Raw genomic sequence first — 18,538 nt, 5'->3', positions numbered from 1 at the left:
CATGTGGAGGGGGCCTCGCAGGTGCTCACCCGGGGCGGGGTGAGCACCTGTTCGAGGATCTGCAGTGTGCTCCGTCGCTAGCCCTTGATCCCCACGTTCGCCATTCCTTCGACGAACCGCTTCTGGGCGAACACGAACAGCACGATCATCGGCAGCGTCGCGAGCGCCGTACCGGCCATCAGGTACGGCCACTGGATCTCCGCCGGGTTCTGGGAGAAGATCGCCAGCCCCAGTTGCAGCGGCCGCATCGAGTCGGACGTGGTGATCATCAGCGGCCAGAGGAACCCGTTCCAGGCCGCCTCGATCTGGAACACCGCGATCGTGATCAGGGCCGGCTTGATCAGCGGCGTCATGATCCGCAGGAAGATGCCGAACTCCCCGAGCCCGTCCACCCGGGCCGCCTGCGCCAGTTCGTCCGGCAGCGAGACGTAGAACTGCCGGGCCAGGAAGGTGAACAGCGGTGCGGCGCCGAGCGGGATGATCAGGCCCCACCACGAGTTCAGCCAGCCGACCCCGCCCTGGCCGATGATGTTGTTGCCGCCGAACAGCGGGATCGACTTCACGATCAGGAACAACGGCACCAGGATGATCTGGAACGGCACCAGCAGCAGCACGATGAAGTAGTTCAGCAGCGACTTCGCCCCGCGCAGCGGCAGCTTGGCCAGTGCGTAGCCGGCCATCGTGCACACCACGAGGGTGAACGCGGTCTCACCGACCGCGATGAACAGGCTGTTGCGGAAGTACCGCAGGAACGGCGCGGTCTGCATCGCCTCGCTGAAGTTGCGCCAGCGCAGTTCGCCGGGCAGCCAGCCGAACTTCGCGATCTCCAGGTTGCTCTTGAACGCGGTCAGCAGCATCCAGACGAACGGCGTGATCATCAGGACCGCGCCGACCGTCAGGACGACGTACAACAGGATCCGGCCCGGCCGGAGTGCCGACGGCTTGGCGGAACCGATCGCCGGCAACGTAGCGCTAGTCATTGGCATCCGCCTTCTGGAGCAGGCGCCCGACCCCGATGAACAGCGCGATCACGATCATCATGATCACGGTCTCGGCGGACGCGTAGCCGAGTTTCAGGTCCTGGAACGCGTTCTGATAGATGTCCATCACGAGGACGCGCGTCTCCGACCCGGGACCGCCCTGCGTCATCACGTAGACCAGGTCGAACACCTGGAAGGTGCCCACGATCGACGTGATCAGGACGAAGAACTGCACCGGGCCGATCGCCGGCCAGGTCACGTTCGCGAACTTCTGCCAGCGGTTGGCGCCGTCGATCTCGGACGACTCGAGCAGGTCGCGGGAGACGCCCTGCAGCGCGGCCAGGTAGATGATCACCTTGGTCCCGAGCCCCTGCCAGATGCCGACCACCATCAGCGACGGCAGCGCGGTCGCCGGGTCGGCCAGCCAGCGGTTCGGCGCGAAGCCGAACAGGCTGAGGAACCCGTTCGCGAGCCCGGAGCCCGGGTTGTAGATCCACAGCCAGATGGTCGCCACCGCGACCGTCGCGGTGACGGTCGGGATGTAGAACGCGGTCCGGAAGAAGCTCAGACCCCGGATCTTCTGGTTCAGCCCGAGCGCGACCGCGAGCGAGATCGCCATCGAGATCGGGATCACCACGATCGCGTAGAGCACCGTGTGCCACAACGACGCCTGGAAATCGACGTCGCGGAACAGGTCGGCGTAGTTGCCGAACCCGACCCAGGCCCAGGTGTCACCGAAGCTGTAGTTGGTCAGGCTGAGGACGAGGACCGCGACCACCGGGATCACGATGAAGACGCCGGAGTGCAGCAGCGCCGGCGCGAGCAGGGCCCAGCCGGTCCGGACCTGGCTCCTCAGCAGGGTCCGGCTGTCCTTGGACGGCGACACCTTCCGGGTCGTGCCGAGTGCTGGACGTTCAAGAGTTGTACTCATCGTGACTGTCCTGCCAGGTTGTGCAGCACCTTCGCGGGATCCTTCTGTCCGAGGACCGCCTGGGTGAGCTGGATGTCGAAGTTGCCGCGCATCTCGAGCCAGTTGGCCGGCACTTCGTTCTCGTTGACCGCGTAGACCAGGCCGTCGGCGACGAACTGGCTCAACGGGTTCGACTTCGCCTGCGGCGAGTTGCTCGCGTCCTTGTAGGCCGGGATCTTCTTGTTCAGCTTCGCGATCGCGTCCAGCGTGGTCGGCTGGGTCAGCGTCTGGATGAAGGCCCAGGCCGCGTCCTTGTGCCGGCTGCGCGACCCGATCGACGCCAGGTCGCCGCCGACGTACTCGATCTCCTTGCCGCTGTCGAAGCGGAAGAACTCCAGGTCGTCGCAGTTCTTCTGCCCGATGCCGTCGGCGGAGCAGTCGACGCCGCCGTTGACGATGCCCATCGCGGCCTCACCAGTGAGCACGAGCGGTTGCTGGGCGGCGTTCGTCTGGCCGTACGGCTGAACGTTGTTGATCATCGACTTGATCCACAGCAGCGTGTCCAGGCCTGCCTTGTTGTCGAAGTTCGGCTCGCCCCCGACGTAGAGCGGCGTACCGGTCGAGGCCAGGAAGGTGGTGAAGGACTGACGGAAGCCGGTCGCCGACGCGAGGTCGAACCCGCTGCGGGTGATGTTGCCGTCCTTGTCCCGCTTGGTCAGCTTCTCGGCCGCGACCTTCAGTTCGGCGAGCGACTTCGGCGGCTTCGACGGGTCCAGTCCGGCTTCGCGGAAGGCGCTCTTGCGCAGCGCGACCGCCCGGGCGTCCGCGATCAGCGGGTACGCGTACAGCTTCTTGTCGTACGTCACCGCCGGGATCAGGGCCGGGGTGCTCTTCTCCTTGATGACGTCCGGCGTCACGCCGTACTTGCCGAGGTCCTCGAAGATGTTCTTCGAGGCGAACGGCTGGACCCAGCCGACGCCGGTGACCATCACGTCGTACGGGATCCCCGCGGCGATCGAGGTCGACATCTTCTCGTTCAGGTTCTTGTACGTCGCGAAGTCCGGCTCGACCTTCATCTTCGGATAGGTCTTGTGGAAGTCGTCGACGACCTTCTGGAACTCCTCCTTGCCCTTGGTACTGGGCGGGAACGACGGGAGCAGCACCCGCAAGGTTCCGGTCGCCTCGGCCGGCGGCACGCCGTCGGTGCTCTTGTCGATCACCCCGTTGCCACAACTGCTGACCAGCACGCTGAGCGCTGCGGCCAGCAGGGTCAGTCCCACTCCACGTCTCACAGGGGAACTCCTTCGCTGACTTGTTCAGCCGGGGCCCGCGACCCCAAGTGCAGCGAAAGTATGGGAAAGGGCTTTCCTCGTCAATACCCTGGCGCTCGAATGATCACATTCGATCAGAACCGGAACACGGCGAGGTTCTGTTCCGTCGTCGCGGTCCCGCAGGAGGTGCGGATGTTGAGCGTGGGAAGCAGGCTGAGGTGCTGGACGGGCGTCGCCGGCGACTGGATCTTGCGGAGCAACAGGTCGCAGGCGGTCTCGCCGAGAGCCCGCCGCGGCGGGCAGACCGCGGTGAGCGGGACGACGGCCAGCGATGCAGTGACGTCGTTGTAGGCGATCACAGCCAGGTCCTCCGGGACGCGGAGACCGAGCTCCATCGCGCGCTCGACCAGGCGGGCGCCGTGCTCGTCTGAGTGCACCAGTACGGCGCGACTGCCGAACGACTCGCACTCGGCGAGGAACGCGTCCAGCTGCGCCACCGCGCCGGGGTCGTCGCCGCGCATCGGCAGGTCGACCGGCGAGAGGAACACCTCCACGCCGAGCGCCTTCGCGGCCGACTCGATCCCCCGGCGCAGCCAGTACGCCGTGACCGTGGCCTGCAGGTTGATCGCGATCCGGCGATGCCCGAGGGCCACGAAGTGCCGCAGCGCCAGCATCGCGCCGTACGCGTGATCGGTCCGGACGTGGTCGTACTCGCGGGCCACCTGCGGGAACCCGAACGCGCGCTCCATCAGCACGACCGGTACGTCGATGTCGTCCAGCCGCGCGTCGAGCCGGTCCGCGTCGCCGTCCCCGAGTGCGGTGCTGATCATCAGCCCAGCCACCCCGATCCCGAGCACCTTGTCGAGCCGCTCGCGCTCGGTCGCCACGTCGTACCCGGAGACGCCGAGGACCAGGCGCGCGCCGTACCGGTCGGCCATCGCCTCGGCGCCGCGGATCACGTCGGAGTAGTACGACGTCGCGCTCGGTACGACGATGCCGATCGTCAGGCGGCTCCCGTGCGTCCCCTGGTCGGCGGTCCCGGTGCCGATGGCGCCGCCGTGCACGCGGCGGAGCAGGCCGGCTGAGTCCAGTTCGGCCAGGTCCCGGCGTACTGTGATCGCGGAGACGCCCAACTCGGCGACCAGGTCGGCCACCCGGAGCCGGCCGTGCCGGCGCAGGCTACGCAGGATCAGCTCGTGGCGCTCCTGTGCAAGCATGCAGCCCCCTGGTCTTTACGTGATTGTTCGTGATCATACGATCAGGACCCGCCCGTACGGAACGAGGAGACGATCGGTGGAGAAGGCCAACCGGACGAGCAGCGTGCTGTCGAGGCTCGCGGTCGTCGGCGACCTGCTGATGCTGCAACTGGTCTTCGTGGTGATCAGCCTGGGCATCCTGACCCTGTTCCCGGCCGCGTTCGCGATGCAGCGGGTGGTCCCGGACGCGATCAGCCAGGAGAAGCCGAAGCTGCTGCGGAGGTTCTTCAAGGAGTTCCGCTGGGCGATGAAGCAGTTCTGGCTGCCCGCGTTCGGCCTGTGGGTCGGCGCGGTGATGCTGGCGTTCGGTCTCTCCTTCTGGGCGAACGCGGATGGTCCGGCGCGGATCTTCGCGCTCGCTGTCCTGATCCCACTCACCGGAATGATCCTCGGGCTGTACCTGAGCGGTCTGGCGATCCTGCACGCGGCGCCGGAGACCTCCACGGTCAAGTCGCTGTTCCGGTCCGCCAACCTGTTCCTGCTGCGTCGACCGCTCCCGGTGGCCGGTGGGGTCGTCGTACTGCTCACCTGGTTCGCGCTGTCGTCCGTGGTGCCGACACTGCTCCTCGTCGGGTCCGGTCTGGTCCCGGCACTCACGGCGTACGCGCTCTCACGACCGCCTCGCGAAAAAACTTCTGAAGACGTGTCAATCTGACCCCTCCTGGTTCGACGTAGAGGTGTAAGGCCACTACGACGAACCACAAGGAGACCGGAATGTACGCGACGACCGACACCCTGGCGACTACGCCGGCTGCGCAGGGCGGCCGCTCGCGCTGGCTGGCGCTCTACACCCTCTGTGCGGGCATGTTGATGATCGTGCTCGACGTGACCGTGGTGAACGTGGCCCTGCCGGCCATCCAGGACGACCTGGGCTTCACGAGCTCCTCCCTCGCATGGGTGGTGAACGCGTACCTGATCGCGTTCGGCGGCCTCCTGCTACTGGCCGGCCGGCTCGGCGACCTCCTCGGCCGGCGGAACGTCTTCGTCGCCGGATTGGTCGTTTTCACCGCCGCCTCTGTGCTCTGCGGTCTGGCTGGGTCGCAGGAAGTGCTCGTCATCGCCCGGTTCATCCAGGGCGTCGGCGGCGCGCTGACCTCCGCAGTGATCCTGGGCATGATCGTGACGCTGTTCCCCGAGCCGCGGGAGCAGGCCAAGGCGATCGGCATGTACGCGTTCGTCGCGTCCGCCGGTGGATCGATCGGCCTGCTGGCAGGCGGCGTACTGACGCAGGCGATCAGCTGGCACTGGATCTTCTTCGTGAACCTGCCGATCGGCGTACTGACCGTCGTACTGGCCGTGAAGCAGATCGAGAAGGACAAGGGGCTGGGGATCGGCAAGGGCACCGACGTACCGGGTGCGGTGCTGATCACCGCGGCGCTGATGGTCGGCGTGTTCACCATCGTCAAGCCGGCTGCTGAGCTCGGCTGGACCGCTCCGCGGACTCTGGTGCTGACTGCGGTGACGCTGGTGCTGCTGGCCGGATTCATCGTCCGCGAGGCGACCGCCGCGATCCCGCTGGTGCCGCTGCGGATCTTCCGCTCCCGCACCCTCACCGGCGCCAACCTGATCCAGGCACTGTCCGCCTCCGGGATGTTCGGCATCTTCTTCCTCGGCTCGCTGTACCTGCAGCGCGTGCTCGGGTACGACGCTCTGGAGATCGGACTGGCGTTCCTGCCGACCACCGTGGTGATGGGGCTGCTGTCGGTGAAGTACTCCGAGAAGCTCGTGATGCGCTTCGGCCCGCGCCGCCCGCTGATCGTCGGACTGTCGCTGATCGTCGTCGGACTGGCCCTGTTCACGCAGGCCCCGGTCGGTGGCAACTACGTCGTCCACGTCCTGCCGGTCCTGACGCTGCTGGGTCTGGGTGGCGGCATCTGCTTCCCGGCTCTGATGGGCCTGTCGATGTCGGACGTGAAGCCCGAGGACGCCGGTCTGGCTTCCGGCCTCATCGGCACCATGGGCGAGGTCGGCGCCGCCCTCGGCCTGGCCGTCCTGGCGACGCTGTCCGCGACCCGCACCGCCTCGGTCGCCGACACCAAGCCGGCCCTGGACGCGCTGACCGACGGCTACCACCTGTCCTTCGCCATCGCCGCCGTGATCGTCGCCGCCGCGGTCGCCATCGCCGTCACCGTGATGCGCCCCGCCAAGCAGCCGACCGCCGCCGCCGAGCCCGAAGAACTCGCCTGCGAAGCCGCCTGACCCACCAACCGAACTCCCCGCGACCACACCGGCCGCGGGGAGTTCGCCGTACTGCGGTTGTCCACAGGGTGGGGGATCGAGTTTCGGAGTGGGGGCGGGATGGGGAAGGATGTGAGTCCGGCCGGGTGGCAGAACGCTCGCCGGGTGTTGTCTGTAGAGGGGAATCGGACGTGGTGGTGCAGTCGATCGAGCAGCGGATCGCCGACGAGCTGGAGGTCGGTGAGAACCAGGTGCGGGCAGCGGTGGCGCTGCTGGACGAGGGATCGACGGTCCCGTTCATCGCGCGGTACCGCAAAGAGGTCACCGGGATGCTGGACGATGCCCAGCTGCGCACCCTCGAGGAGCGCCTGCGGTACCTGCGGGAGCTCGAGGAGCGCCGGCAGACCGTGCTCGACTCCATCGAGAGCCAGGGCAAGCTCGACGACGCGCTGAAGGCGTCGATCCTGGCGGCCGACACCAAGTCGCGGCTCGAGGACATCTACCTCCCGTTCAAGCCGAAACGCCGGACCAAGGCGATGATCGCCCGCGAGAACGGCCTCGAGCCGCTCGCCGACGGGCTGATGGCCGACCCGGACGTCGAGCCGATCGCCGCCGCCGCGGTGTTCGTGAACGCCGACGTGCCCGACCCGCAGGCCGCCCTCGACGGCGCCCGGTCGATCCTGGTCGAGCGGTTCGCCGAGGACGCCGACCTGATCGGCTCGTTGCGGGAGCGGCTGTGGGAGCAGGGCCGGCTGGCCTCCGCGGTCCGTGAGGGCAAGGAGACCGACGGCGCGAAGTTCTCGGACTACTTCGACTTCGACGAGCCGTTCACGAAGATGCCGTCGCACCGGATCCTCGCGCTGTTCCGCGGCGAGAAGGAAGACGTGCTGACGATCACCATCGAGCCGCTGCCCGCGGGCGTGGAGGTCGACGGACCGACGGAGTACGAGACCACCATCGCCCGCAAGGTCGGCGTGGACAACCAAGGCCGCCCGGCCGACAAGTGGCTGGTCGAGACGGTCCGCTGGGCCTGGCGGACGAAGATCCTGGTGCACCTCGGCATCGACCTGCGGATGCGGTTGCGGCAGGTCGCCGAGGACGAGGCGATCCGGGTGTTCGCGGCCAACCTGCGCGACCTGCTGCTGGCCGCCCCGGCCGGCACCCGCTCCACGATGGGCCTCGACCCAGGCTTCCGCACCGGCGTGAAGGTCGCCGTCGTGGACGCGACCGGCAAGGTCGTCAACACCGGCGTGATCTATCCGCACGTCCCGCAGAACCAGTGGGACAAGTCGATCGCCACCCTCGCCGCATTGGCGGCCGCACACGACGTACAGCTGATTGCTATCGGCAACGGTACGGCGTCGCGCGAGACGGACAAGCTGGCGGCCGAGCTGATCGCCAAGCACCCGGAGCTCAAGCTCACCAAGGCCGTCGTGTCCGAGGCCGGCGCGTCCGTCTACTCGGCGTCGGCGTTCGCGTCCCAGGAGCTGCCCGGGATGGACGTCTCGCTGCGCGGCGCGGTCTCGATCGCGCGCCGGCTGCAGGACCCGCTGGCCGAGCTGGTGAAGATCGACCCGAAGTCGATCGGCGTGGGCCAGTACCAGCACGACCTCCCGGAGAACTCCCTGTCCCGCTCGCTCGACGCGGTCGTCGAGGACTGTGTGAACGCGGTCGGCGTCGACCTGAACACGGCGTCCGCGCCGCTGCTCACCCGGGTCTCGGGCATCACGCCCGGCCTGGCGGACAACATCGTCCAGCACCGCGACGTCAACGGCCCGTTCGCGTCGCGTACGGCACTGAAGGACGTGGCACGCCTCGGGCCGAAGGCGTTCGAGCAGGCGGCCGGGTTCCTCCGGATCCCCGACGGCGACGACCCGCTCGACGCGTCCAGCGTGCACCCGGAGTCCTACCCCGTCGTACGGCGGATGCTCGACTCGACCGGTTCGGACCTGAAGGCGCTGATCGGGTCGGCGGAGCTGAAGCGGTTGAAGGCGGCGGACTTCGTCGACGACATGTTCGGTCTGCCGACGGTGACCGACATCCTGGCCGAGCTGGAGAAGCCCGGTCGGGACCCGCGGCCCGCCTTCAAGACCGCCGTGTTCGCGGAGGGTGTGGACAAGATCGCGGACCTGAAGCCGGGGATGCGGCTGGAGGGCCAGGTCACGAACGTGGCCGCGTTCGGTGCGTTCATCGACATCGGTGTGCACCAGGACGGGCTGGCGCACGTGTCGGCGCTGTCGAAGACCTTCGTGAAGGACCCGCGCGAGGTGGTCAAGCCGGGCGACATCGTGATGGTGAAGGTGCTCGAGGTCGACATCCCGCGCCAGCGGATCTCCCTCACGCTGCGCCTGGACGACGAACTCGGCTCAGGCGGACGCCAGAGCGGCGGCCAGGGCGGACGCGGCCAAGCCGGCGGCCAGGGCCGTGGACAAGGCGATCAAGGCGGTCAAGGCGGCGGCCAGGGCGGTCAAGGTGGCGGTCAGGGCGGCGGCCGGGGGCGTGGGCCGGGCGGACCAGGTGGTCAGGGTCGCGGTCCAGGCGGGTCCGGCGGTCAGGGGCGTGGGTCTGGTGGCTCGGGTGGTCAGGGTGGTCGTGGGGGCAACCGAGGATCCGGCGGCCGTGGCAACCAGCCCGAGACCCCGATGGACGAGACCTCCCTCGCCGACGCCTTCCGCAAAGCCGGCTTCACCGTCCGCTGACTCCGACGGGTGACGACCAGCACCGCCGTACCTGCCCGGTCGTCACCCGCCAACTGATCGCGGCTGACCCCGCCTCCTCACCCCTCGACCTCGTAGCCGGCTGCCTCCACCGCCGTCCGTACGGCGGCTGCATCGATCGGTCGATCGGTGACCAGGGCAACCATTCCGGTCGGCAGATCCACTCGCACCGACTCGACACCCGGCAGCGTCTCGAGCTCCTCGGTGACGAACCCGACGCAGTGACTGCAGGTCATACCCAACACCCGGAACGTCGTCATCGCGTACTCACATCGCGGGTCGCCTGCGTCGTACGGCGCATTCGGCCATCAGGCGCCAACTCGCCGAACAGGTACACCTCGGTCGCGATCTTCCGCCCGCGCCGCAGCTCCGCGTGGATCGTGAATCGCGCAGCCACCCGGTCACTCGTACGGATCGCCTCGTGCACGTCGTACGAGCAAGAGACCACGTTCTTCCGCACCGGGCGGAGGTGGTCGATCAGCCGCTGCCGGTCGAGCGTGATGCCGTCGGCGATCTGCTCGATATCAGGTGTGTAGTACCGATCCACGACCGCCGCGGCATCGCCGCCCGCGACAACCGCCCGGGTGAACGACTCGAAGAAGTCCGCGACGAACTCTCCTGCGCTTAAATTTGACATGCTGTCAAAGATAAGCAGATCCGTTAACCTTGACAAGGTGTCAGAGAACAAACCGGTACGACGCCGGCGCCGAGCGGACGCGGACCGAAGCCGTACGGCGATCCTGGCCGCGGCGATCGTCCTACTCGACGAGCAGCCCGACGCGAGCCTGGAACGGATCGCCGAGGCGGCCCACGTCACCAGACAGACCGTGTACGCACACTTCTCGTCCCGCGACGTACTGCTGAACGCAGCCCTCGACGAACTCACAGCCGAGACACTGGAAGCGATCGACGCGCTCGACCTCGATCAAGGACCGGCACTCGGCAACGTACTGCGCCTCATCGACCTGGCTTGGCGAACCTTCGAACGCCATCCACTCCTCCTGCACCTACCGCACGCCGGCACCCACAACCCGCCACAGCTCGGTTCCCGCGACGAGCGCCACGACCCGGTCGCGGACCGCTTGGAGCGCCTGATCCGCCGAGGACAACGCGCCGGCGAGATCACCCGCGACCTCCCCGCTCACTGGCTGATCACCACCCTCATCGCCCTCGGCCACGCAGCCGGCGAATCCGTAGCCACCGCCCGCCTCACCACCCGAACCGCCAACAAGACCCTCAACACAACCATCACCCGCCTCCTGCAACCGACCTAAGGACTGTTCCAGACGTAGCGGCCGGCGGGACTGTCAGTAAGGGCTGCAAGGATGCAGTCATGGAGCAGGTATTGAGTCGGCCGGAAGCGTCGGAGGCGGTCCAGGACTCTGGGTGGCGCTTCTTGCTGGGCAGTTTGCGAACGTCGGTCCCGGTCGGGTCGTTGGCTCAGGCAACCGGCTTGGCAGCGGACGCAGTAGCGGTGTGCGGCGACGACGCCGACCAGCACCTTCGGGTCGATGCCCGCCCCGATCGGGTCGTCTTCACCCTGCAGTCGCTGGAGCACGCAGCGGTGACCACCCGGGATGTCGAACTCGCGCTTCGGATCTCTGCCACCGCGGACAAGTCCGGACTTCTGGCAGAGCCCGAGATCGGAACGGGGGCACCGCGATCCGTCCAGATACTCGAGATCGCGATTGACGCACTGGACATTGCCGGGATTCGGGCGTTCTGGAAGGCAGTGCTGGGCTATGCCGATGAGGTGGGCGCCGAGGGACCGGAGGATCCGCTCGTCGACCCGGTCGGGCAGGGCCCGGCGATCTGGTTCCAGCAGATGGACCGGCCGCGCCCGCAGCGCAATCGCATCCACTTCGACATCTCCGTTCCGCATGACGAGGCACCACGGCGCATCGAGGCCGCACTGGCGGCTGGGGGCCGACTTGTGTCCGCGACGCGCGCACCCGCTTTCTGGGTGCTTGCCGACCTGGAGGGGAACGAAGCCTGCGTGACCACATGGCAGGGCCGAGACGGCTGAGACTCTCTTCCAGCCTGCGAGTTCTTCCAACCCGCAAGGCCGCGAAAGCTCGCGGCGGCACGCCTTCATCCAGGTCTGCCCAGTGGGCAGTTGGGTTCGGCGCGGTGACTCAACTGGAGCGCGGCGATCCAGGGCGGCTCATGGATCGACTCGGTGGGTGCCGTCGGGGTCGACGTGGAAGGTGAACCCGTGGGGTGTCTTCCATTCGAGTGTCTTGTGGTCGATCCGGCGCACGCTCCAGCCGCGGGCGTGGGTCTTCACCCGGTGCCCGAACCTGCCGAGAGGCGCGAGGTTGGTGGTGCTGGTTTGGCCGGCGGGGCCGTGAGGGTTGTAGGGCTGGATGTGGTCGAGGTCGATGGTGTTGGTGGTTTCGCGGGTGCCGTACGGGAAGAGTTCGACGGGGTGGGTGAGTTTGACGCGGTCGCGGATGCGGGTGGGGATCTCGTAGGCGTCGACGCTGACGGCGTCGTTGAGGTCGATGACGGGCTTGACGACGTACGGGCCATAGCCGATGAGCTCGGTGAGTTGGTTGGCGAGGAGTGGTCCGATGGTTTCGGCGCGCAGTACGCCGGTGCCGGTGGCCAGGGTGTGGTCGGTGAGGTGTACGACGACCTCGGTTTTCCCGGGGCGTACCTGTCCTGCACGCGGCCGTCCTGCCCGGTCCGGTCCCTGAGCGGGATAGCTCGGGTTGGTGTAAGCGTCTTGCTTGATTTGCGCGAGTCGCGCGTGGAGTGCCCGCAGCGCGGCAGGATCCATTGCCGAGCCCTGGTCGGGTTCGGTTCGTGGATCCGCGGGATCTGGTGGTGTTCGCCGGTCGAACGGGTCGGTTGGTGGGTCGGGGTCGCGGGGTGCGACGGCCTCCAGCCACGGATCGTCCGGCGGCCCCGCCGGCTCCACCAGTTCAAACGAGTCCAGTGGTTCAAGCGAGTCCCGTGGTTCGAGCCACCCCGGACGTTCCCGCGAGTCCGGTGTCTCGAGCGGGGTCGGTGGGTCGAGCGGGGCTCCTGGCTCGAGCGGGTCTGGTAGGCATCGGGTGCCGGGAAGCGGCAGGTCGCGGGGGCTGACGTGCGTCCCATCCCCGTCACTCTCACCCACCGGCACCACCACGTCGTCCTGCACCACCACGTCGTCCGGCACCACCGAGTCGTCCTGCACCACCGCGTCGTTCGGCGCAACCGCGTCGTCGTGCACCACCGCGTCGTCGTGCACCACCGCGTCGTCGTGCACCACCGCGTCGTCGTGCACCACCGGGTTGTCCTGCACTGGCGGGTGGGTTGGCGCGGGTGGGTTGTCGGGGGTGGTGGGGGTGTGGGGTTCGTGGTCGGTGGGGGTGGTTGCCGGGTCGCCGGGTGGGTCCGCATCGGGGTGGTTGCGGGCTTGGGCGAGGAGTTCTTGGGTGAAGGCGGGGTCGGAGAGGATGTCGATGGCGTCGGCGCGGCGGTGCTGGACCGGGCGGGTGTCGCCGAGCTTCTTCAGTGCCTCCGCGATGTCGGCGATGGTGGCGTTGCAGTGGTTCACGGCTGCGGCAGGGGCCTTGATGTAAATGGTTTTGTTGCCGTGGGCGTCGCCGCGGCCGACGTGAACGCCGCGCTCGTCAGCTGCCTCGGCCGCGTCGGCGGCGGCGCGGGTGGGGTCGGCGTGCTTGCGGGCGGCGCGGGCGATCTTTTCCAGCCGGTACGGCGGGAGGGTGTCCACGATCGCGGCAACTTTGCGGTCGACGTACTCCGCGGCGGCGTGGTCGAGTTTCCTGCACGCTTGCACGATCTGGCGAGCCTTCCACGGGGTGGCCTCGCCGGCCTGGATCCGCGCCCAGGTCCGCGGGAACCGGTGCCGTAACGCGAGAGCGTCGGCGAGCAGGTCGCTACCGACACCGGGCGAGACCCCGAGCACGACGGCGAACTCGGCGATCGCGAACTCCGCAATCTCCGGGCAGCCGTCACCACCCAGCACGACCGCGCGCTCCCGGCCTTCATAGGCGCGGCGGGACGGGCGGGGCTGGCAGGCGGAGGGGTGGAAGCGGTCGGCGTAGATCTGGGCGCATTCCAGCAGCCGCGCATCGGCCTGACTGGCGATGACGCGGCATTCCGCCGCGCCTTCCAGCAGGTCGCGGGTCGGGAGCAACTCCAGATCTTCCTCGAACATGCGTTCGATTCTATGCCAAACAGGAGAGCGGGTCCAGCCCCGTTTTCCCTTATCCACAAGGGGAAACGTCACATGCCCGACCCGCCAGAAAACGTGTAGTCAGACCGGAGGGCTGATCGCGAAGACGCGGTCTGCGTGCGTGACCAGGTCGGTCGCGCGGTCGGGGCAGTGGGTATTGGCCCAGCGGTGGAGGCTGTCGAGGAGGTCGAGGAGGTCGGCCTGTAGGGAGCCGCGCAGTTCAGCTACCTGGCTGTGCAGGACCCGCACGGGCGACCCTTCGCGCACCGCCTCCGAACGCCAGTCCTCGGCACCGCGAGGCCAGATTGTCAGCCCGTAGGCGTCGCGTTCCAGCCATGGGCCGTCGTGGCCGACATCCGGCCAACCGCCGTTCTCCACCCCGACCCAAGTACGCCAGTCCTCCAGCAGCAGGCAGCACCCCGGATCCACCCGTGCTCCAGAATCCGTCAACCGCACCCCACCGAACACACTCCGGTCACAGGCCAACAGACGCGAGACAGACTCCCGCGGCGGCGCGGCCTCGCCGACCCAGAGCTCGACGAGCCGACTCACCTGCTCATCGGACAAGCCCTCGCCGAGCCGGAGCCAGCCGGAACCGTCCTCGGCAACGATCTCCGCCCGCACTGGCATGGTCAGCGCAGGTCGGCCAGATGACCACCGGGGTCGCCGAGATGCACGGCCGTTGCCCTAGGCCCGTATCCCAGTCGCCGGTACACACGGTCCGCCCCGTCGTCCCCCGGCGTCAGCCAGGCAAGCGTCACCCCGCCCAGTTCGAACGCCTTCAACGTCGCGTACGCCGTCGCGATGCCACCGAATCCGCGCTGCCGATGACTGTGAAGCGTCCCGACCCCGGCAACCTCGGACACCTGATCGGCGACCGCCGTCCACGCCGCAGTAGCGACCGGTACGTCGTCGGCGTACACGAGAACTGCTCCACCGTCGGCGGGATCCGGTTTGAACGCGAAGCCGGCGGTGTCCATCTCGTACGCCTCCGCCGCCACCGCACTCGCCACGTGTTGATCCGACTCCGATGCCACGACGCGCACGGTCACGCCGTCCGGCAGTTCGGGCACGACGAGGTCGTCCGGTTCGACGACGAGCAGCGGCAGGCGGGAGACGAGCGTCATCCCGTTCGCCGCGAGCGCCTCGGCCAGACCGGGGTTCGCCTCCTCAACCAGTTCGGCGCTCAGCCAGCGCCCTTCGGCCGCGAAGGCTTGGCGGATCGTGTCGAGCGCCCACGGGAGGTCGTCCGGCGAGAACGGCTGACCTGGTTCGGCCGCGAGCAGGCCGGACAGGTACCAGTCGTCCCGGTCGTGCAGCAGACCGGCGAGAGGCCCGGCGACCACCTGTCGTTTCGATCGCGCGGCTCCGGTCAGTTGAGCCGCGGCGATCCGCACACCGATCTCCATGCCAGGACCCTACGGCGCTCCGATCGCCACACACGACCGGGGTCAGGCGAGCTGGAGCAGGTCGAGGAGTCGGCTCAGGTCAGCGGGGCCTGGCGGACGACCCAGCAGTACGGCGAGAGCGTCGAGCGTCGCGATCAACTCGCGCCGCGTGGCTGCTCGGGACCTTCCGCCGGCCACTGCGGCCAGCACCTTGTCGACCCGATCGGAGCCCGCCACCAGCTCGGCGCCGATCGACGGCGACGGCACCGGATCCTCGTCGCCGATCCGTACTTCGAGCCGCGCCCCGAGCGCTGTAGCGAGCCGGTCCAGCGCGGCGACCGTGGGGTTGCCGCGCCCGTTCTCCAGATTCGCGATGTACGGCACGGACAGGCCGGCATCGACGGCGACCGACGCGATCGTCCGCCCGGTCGCCTTCCGCCGGTCGCGCAGGACATCCCCAAGCTCCATACGAACTATCTTCACAGAACATTCTTGCCGTTGTCTATCTCAACAGGATAGATTCCGGCGCCGTGAGAGATTTCCGGCGACTCTGGTTCAGCGGCGCGGTCTCGGGGATCGGGTCCTGGCTCCTCGTGGTCGCGATTCCGTTCCACGTGTTCACCTTGACCGGGTCGGCGGTGGCGACCGGGCTGACGCTGGCGCTCGAGGCCCTTCCGGCGCTCCTCATCGGACCGTGGGCCGGCGTACTGCTGGACCGCTGGAACCTGGCGCGGGCGATGTGGATCGCGGATCTCGTCAGTGCGGCGGCGGTCGGGCTGATCCTGTTCGCCGACCGCGACCACCTCTGGCTGATCTACGTCGCCATCCTGCTCGAGAACACCGCAACGACGGTCTTCCGCCCCGCAGCCCGCGCATTGATGCCGGCCGTCGTCGGGACCGGCAAGGAACTGGCCAAAGCGAACGCGATCAACGCCGTCACCAGCAGCGCGATCCGCCTGGCCGCGCCGCCGCTCGGCGCCTTGCTGCTGGCCGGCCCCGGGATCAAGTTCGTGCTCGCCGTCGACAGCGCCAGCTACTTGTTGTCAGCAGCAACCATCGCGACGGTCCGCACCCGTCGGCAGACGACCAGCGGCCCACCACCGCGCCCACTGGAAGGTCTCCGCGCCGCCATGAACCATCGCGCCCTGCGCGGCATCCTGGTCGGCCAGACGGTCTTTCTCACCGCCAACGCCGGCCTGACCGCGCTCCTCGTACCGTTCACCGTCAACCGCCTGCAGGCGCCCGGGTACGTCCTCGGCTACCTGATCTCCGGCCTCGGCGCCGGGTACCTGATCGGCGCCGCCCTGAGCACGAAAGCCGCCCGTCTGCTGGGGACCCGCGAACTCCTCACCCTGACCCAGCTCGCCACCGCCGCGGCGTTCTTCGGACTCTTCAACGCCCGGAACGTCCCGGTCGCGATCGTCGCCGCGGCCCTCATCGGCCTGCCCGGCAGCATTCTGCTCATCACCGCCCAGACCACGATCCAGCGCACCGCCCCACGGGAAGTGCTCGCGAGCGTGAGCGCGATCTTCTTCGCCGCCGACTCACTCGCACTGCTGATCGGTGCGCTGGCAGCGCCCGCGGCGACGAATGTGCTCGGCCTGCCGATCACTCTCAACGTCATCGCAGGACTCGCTGTCTGCGCCGCCGGGCTCACGTTGCTCGTCCTGCCAAGGCATCCAGCGGGCTTCACACGGACGTCGAGCTGACCGCGTCGTACCTCGCCCTCGCAGTGGCGATCTCCGACTGATGGGTCTCCGTCCACGTGACGAGCGACTGGATCGTCGCGTGCAGCGTGACGCCGAGCGGGGTGAGCTCGTAGTCGACGCGCGGTGGCACGACCGGGTGAACGGTCCGGCTGACCAGGCCGTCACGTTCCAGCTGGCGCAGCGTGACCGTCAGCATCCGCTGACTGATGCCGTCGATCGTCTTCTTCAGCTCGGTGAACCGCATGCACCGGTTGTCCAGCAGCGCGATCACCAGCAGGGACCACTTGTCGCCGATCCGGTCCAGGATCTGGCGGACGTCGCAGTCCTCCCGCGTGTCCCACTGGAACGCCTCCTCGGTGCAGCAGGAGTGACTCGGTTCCTTTGAAGTGCCTTCTTCCACAACTCCCGATGGTTCCTGATGATGGGGTCAGTTACAAGAGGTAACCATGAGAAGGAGTCTCACGTGTCATCAACCGTCACCCCGGAGCGGCTGACCGGCCGCGCCTGGGCCGTTCTGTTCGTCCTCTGCGGCGCGATCTTCCTGGAAGGCATCGACGTCTCGATGATGGGCGTCGCACTGCCGTCCATCCGGGCCGAACTCGGTCTGACCACCGGCGAACTGCAATGGATCATCAGCGCCTACGCCCTCAGCTACGGCGGGTTCGTGCTGCTCGGCGGACGCGCCGCCGACCTGCTCGGACGGCGCCGGATGTTCGTCGGCTGGCTGGTGGTGTTCCTGCTGTTCAGCGGCCTCGGCGGTTTCGCGTCAGAGGGCTGGGTGCTGATCCTGGCCCGCTTCGTCACCGGGATCGCGGCCGCGTTCATGACCCCGGCCGGCTTGTCGATCATCACGACGACCTACCCGGAGGGCCCACAACGCAACAAGGCCTTGCTGGTGTACGCCGGAACCGCTGCCGGCGGGTTCTCGCTGGGCATGGTCACGGGCGGACTGCTCACCGCGATCGACTGGCGATGGGTGTTCTTCGCGCCGGTGGTCGTCTCGGCCGTCATCCTGGCCGCTGCCGTCGCACTGATCCCCCGGGACACCGTGCGGGCCGAACAAGAAGCGGGGTTCGACCTGGCCGGGGCGCTGACGCTGACCGGTTCGATGTTGTTGCTGGTGGCAACCGTAGTGCGGGCGCCCGACGTACCGGCGGCGCAGACCTTGGTAAGTGCGGCCGCCGGACTGGTGTTGCTCGGGGCCTTCGTGATGATCGAGCGCCGGGTCGACAGTCCGTTGATCAGGCTCGGGCTGTTGCGGAACGCCGCCCTGATCCGTGCGAACCTCGGCGCGATCCTGCTGGTCGGATCGTTCGTCGGATTCCAGTTCATCGCGGTGCTCTATTTGCAGGAACTGCGTGGCTGGTCCGAACTGGAGACTGGACTGGCCCTGATGGTGATCGGCATCGACGCCGTACTCGCCCCGACCCTCACGCCCTGGCTGGTGACCCGGTTCGGCAACGGCCGCGTGGTGCTCGGCGGATTCGTGCTCGCCGCCTTCGCCTACACGGCATTCCTGCCGCTGGGAGCGAGCTTCGCGGCCATGCTTCCAGCGTTCGTGCTGCTCGGGCTCGCCTTCGCACTCGCCTATGGGCCGTTGACGATCGCTGCGACCGAGCGGGTGACCGAGGAGGAGCAGGGACTGGCGAGCGGCGTACTGACGACGTCGTTCCAGTTCGGATCCGCGCTCGGGCTGGCGGCAGTGGCGGCTGTCCTGGCGGCCGGCGACGAGCTGACAACCAGCGGTTTCCGCGCCGGCCTGGCGGTCCCTCTGGCAGCCGCAGTGCTCGGAGTTGTGGTGGCTTGCATTCCGCTGCGTGAGCGGGCTGATGCAAACAGTTAGCAGGACATCCAATTTCTCCAGCGGTCGCACAATTCGCGACGCCCAATCGTTATCTGCAAATACCTGCAAACATTCTTGACAGAGTTTCCGCTCCGCCTGA

Annotated in this window: 18 protein-coding genes; 7 read left to right on the top strand and 11 right to left on the bottom strand. The window is 68.0% G+C overall.

Features of this window, described 5'->3' with window-relative positions; all coding sequences use genetic code 11:
* Positions 1–77: 77 nt before the first annotated feature.
* From OHB24_RS13300 to OHB24_RS13285, 4 genes are all read right to left on the bottom strand, one after another.
* Positions 78–980 (bottom strand): carbohydrate ABC transporter permease, encoded by a 903-nt coding sequence (locus OHB24_RS13300; RefSeq protein ID WP_327639308.1) that lies wholly within the window; start codon positions 978–980, stop codon positions 78–80.
* The gene (locus OHB24_RS13295; RefSeq protein WP_327639307.1) at positions 973–1,911 is read right to left on the bottom strand and encodes a carbohydrate ABC transporter permease; all 939 of its coding nucleotides are present in this window, start codon (positions 1,909–1,911) and stop codon (positions 973–975) included. Before OHB24_RS13295 ends, OHB24_RS13300 begins: the two co-directional genes overlap by 8 nt.
* Positions 1,908–3,182 (bottom strand): extracellular solute-binding protein, encoded by a 1,275-nt coding sequence (locus OHB24_RS13290; protein WP_327639306.1) that lies wholly within the window; start codon positions 3,180–3,182, stop codon positions 1,908–1,910. The genes OHB24_RS13295 and OHB24_RS13290 overlap by 4 nt, the downstream gene beginning before the upstream one ends.
* Positions 3,183–3,295: 113 nt before the next feature.
* Entirely contained in the window at positions 3,296–4,378 is a 1,083-nt protein-coding gene (locus OHB24_RS13285; RefSeq protein ID WP_327639305.1) for a substrate-binding domain-containing protein, read from the bottom strand.
* 76 nt (positions 4,379–4,454) lie between these two features.
* On the opposite strand from OHB24_RS13285, the gene OHB24_RS13280 reads away from it, so the two are divergent.
* The 3 genes from OHB24_RS13280 to OHB24_RS13270 all read left to right on the top strand — a co-directional run bounded on the left by OHB24_RS13280 (position 4,455) and on the right by OHB24_RS13270 (position 9,294).
* Entirely contained in the window at positions 4,455–5,072 is a 618-nt protein-coding gene (locus OHB24_RS13280; protein ID WP_327639304.1) for a DUF624 domain-containing protein, read from the top strand.
* A gap of 59 nt (positions 5,073–5,131) precedes the next feature.
* Positions 5,132–6,616, top strand: a complete 1,485-nt coding sequence (locus OHB24_RS13275; RefSeq protein WP_327639303.1) for a DHA2 family efflux MFS transporter permease subunit — start codon at positions 5,132–5,134, stop codon at positions 6,614–6,616.
* Between the two features lie 170 nt (positions 6,617–6,786).
* Entirely contained in the window at positions 6,787–9,294 is a 2,508-nt protein-coding gene (locus tag OHB24_RS13270; protein WP_327639302.1) for a Tex family protein, read from the top strand.
* A 77-nt stretch (positions 9,295–9,371) separates the two neighbouring features.
* Here OHB24_RS13270 and OHB24_RS13265 read toward each other — a convergent pair whose 3' ends face one another.
* The gene (locus tag OHB24_RS13265) at positions 9,372–9,572 is read right to left on the bottom strand and encodes a heavy-metal-associated domain-containing protein (protein ID WP_327639301.1); all 201 of its coding nucleotides are present in this window, start codon (positions 9,570–9,572) and stop codon (positions 9,372–9,374) included.
* Positions 9,569–9,949 (bottom strand): nuclear transport factor 2 family protein, encoded by a 381-nt coding sequence (locus tag OHB24_RS13260; protein ID WP_327639300.1) that lies wholly within the window; start codon positions 9,947–9,949, stop codon positions 9,569–9,571. The genes OHB24_RS13265 and OHB24_RS13260 overlap by 4 nt, the downstream gene beginning before the upstream one ends.
* Before the next feature lie 37 nt (positions 9,950–9,986).
* Here OHB24_RS13260 and OHB24_RS13255 point away from each other — a divergent pair, with 37 nt between their 5' ends.
* Both OHB24_RS13255 and OHB24_RS13250 read left to right on the top strand, forming a co-directional pair.
* Positions 9,987–10,586, top strand: coding sequence for a TetR/AcrR family transcriptional regulator (locus OHB24_RS13255; protein ID WP_327639299.1), 600 nt, complete (start codon positions 9,987–9,989; stop codon positions 10,584–10,586).
* 200 nt (positions 10,587–10,786) lie between these two features.
* Positions 10,787–11,338 (top strand): VOC family protein, encoded by a 552-nt coding sequence (locus tag OHB24_RS13250; RefSeq protein WP_327639298.1) that lies wholly within the window; start codon positions 10,787–10,789, stop codon positions 11,336–11,338.
* 138 nt (positions 11,339–11,476) lie between these two features.
* On the opposite strand, the gene OHB24_RS13245 is transcribed toward OHB24_RS13250, so the two are convergent.
* The 4 genes from OHB24_RS13245 to OHB24_RS13230 form a co-directional block, all read right to left on the bottom strand.
* A complete protein-coding gene (locus OHB24_RS13245) occupies positions 11,477–13,480 on the bottom strand; it encodes a DUF222 domain-containing protein (protein WP_327639297.1) in 2,004 nt (667 codons plus the stop codon).
* 99 nt (positions 13,481–13,579) lie between these two features.
* Positions 13,580–14,128, bottom strand: a complete 549-nt coding sequence (locus OHB24_RS13240) for a hypothetical protein (protein WP_327639296.1) — start codon at positions 14,126–14,128, stop codon at positions 13,580–13,582.
* Positions 14,129–14,130: 2 nt separating this feature from the next.
* Complete coding sequence (locus tag OHB24_RS13235) at positions 14,131–14,907, bottom strand: GNAT family N-acetyltransferase (protein WP_327639295.1); 777 nt, start codon at positions 14,905–14,907, stop codon at positions 14,131–14,133.
* Positions 14,908–14,949: 42 nt separating this feature from the next.
* Positions 14,950–15,354 carry a helix-turn-helix domain-containing protein gene (locus OHB24_RS13230; protein ID WP_327639294.1) on the bottom strand — a complete coding sequence of 135 codons (405 nt, stop codon included), beginning with the start codon at positions 15,352–15,354 and terminating at the stop codon, positions 14,950–14,952.
* A 62-nt stretch (positions 15,355–15,416) separates the two neighbouring features.
* On the opposite strand from OHB24_RS13230, the gene OHB24_RS13225 reads away from it, so the two are divergent.
* Complete coding sequence (locus OHB24_RS13225) at positions 15,417–16,595, top strand: MFS transporter (RefSeq protein ID WP_327639293.1); 1,179 nt, start codon at positions 15,417–15,419, stop codon at positions 16,593–16,595.
* On the opposite strand, the gene OHB24_RS13220 is transcribed toward OHB24_RS13225, so the two are convergent.
* Entirely contained in the window at positions 16,576–16,995 is a 420-nt protein-coding gene (locus tag OHB24_RS13220; RefSeq protein WP_327639292.1) for a winged helix-turn-helix transcriptional regulator, read from the bottom strand. The two genes, OHB24_RS13225 and OHB24_RS13220, sit on opposite strands and share 20 nt — an antisense overlap.
* A gap of 63 nt (positions 16,996–17,058) precedes the next feature.
* Here OHB24_RS13220 and OHB24_RS13215 point away from each other — a divergent pair, with 63 nt between their 5' ends.
* Entirely contained in the window at positions 17,059–18,438 is a 1,380-nt protein-coding gene (locus tag OHB24_RS13215; RefSeq protein ID WP_327639291.1) for an MFS transporter, read from the top strand.
* Positions 18,439–18,538: the final 100 nt, after the last annotated feature.

Origin of the sequence: Kribbella sp. NBC_00482 (genome assembly GCF_036013725.1) — a bacterium.
Taxonomy (GTDB): domain Bacteria; phylum Actinomycetota; class Actinomycetes; order Propionibacteriales; family Kribbellaceae; genus Kribbella.
Note: the sequence above shows the minus strand (reverse complement) of the source record. Positions and strands in the feature narration are given on the sequence as shown.

Coding starts and splice junctions, on each gene's coding strand:
- OHB24_RS13300 (WP_327639308.1), bottom strand. CDS start 980: ATGACTAGCGCTACGTTGCCGGCGATCGGTTCCGCCAAGCCGTCGGCA.
- OHB24_RS13295 (WP_327639307.1), bottom strand. CDS start 1,911: ATGAGTACAACTCTTGAACGTCCAGCACTCGGCACGACCCGGAAGGTG.
- OHB24_RS13285 (WP_327639305.1), bottom strand. CDS start 4,378: ATGCTTGCACAGGAGCGCCACGAGCTGATCCTGCGTAGCCTGCGCCGG.
- OHB24_RS13275 (WP_327639303.1), top strand. CDS start 5,132: ATGTACGCGACGACCGACACCCTGGCGACTACGCCGGCTGCGCAGGGC.
- OHB24_RS13265 (WP_327639301.1), bottom strand. CDS start 9,572: ATGACGACGTTCCGGGTGTTGGGTATGACCTGCAGTCACTGCGTCGGG.
- OHB24_RS13260 (WP_327639300.1), bottom strand. CDS start 9,949: ATGTCAAATTTAAGCGCAGGAGAGTTCGTCGCGGACTTCTTCGAGTCG.
- OHB24_RS13245 (WP_327639297.1), bottom strand. CDS start 13,480: ATGTTCGAGGAAGATCTGGAGTTGCTCCCGACCCGCGACCTGCTGGAA.
- OHB24_RS13240 (WP_327639296.1), bottom strand. CDS start 14,128: ATGCCAGTGCGGGCGGAGATCGTTGCCGAGGACGGTTCCGGCTGGCTC.
- OHB24_RS13235 (WP_327639295.1), bottom strand. CDS start 14,907: ATGGAGATCGGTGTGCGGATCGCCGCGGCTCAACTGACCGGAGCCGCG.
- OHB24_RS13230 (WP_327639294.1), bottom strand. CDS start 15,354: ATGGAGCTTGGGGATGTCCTGCGCGACCGGCGGAAGGCGACCGGGCGG.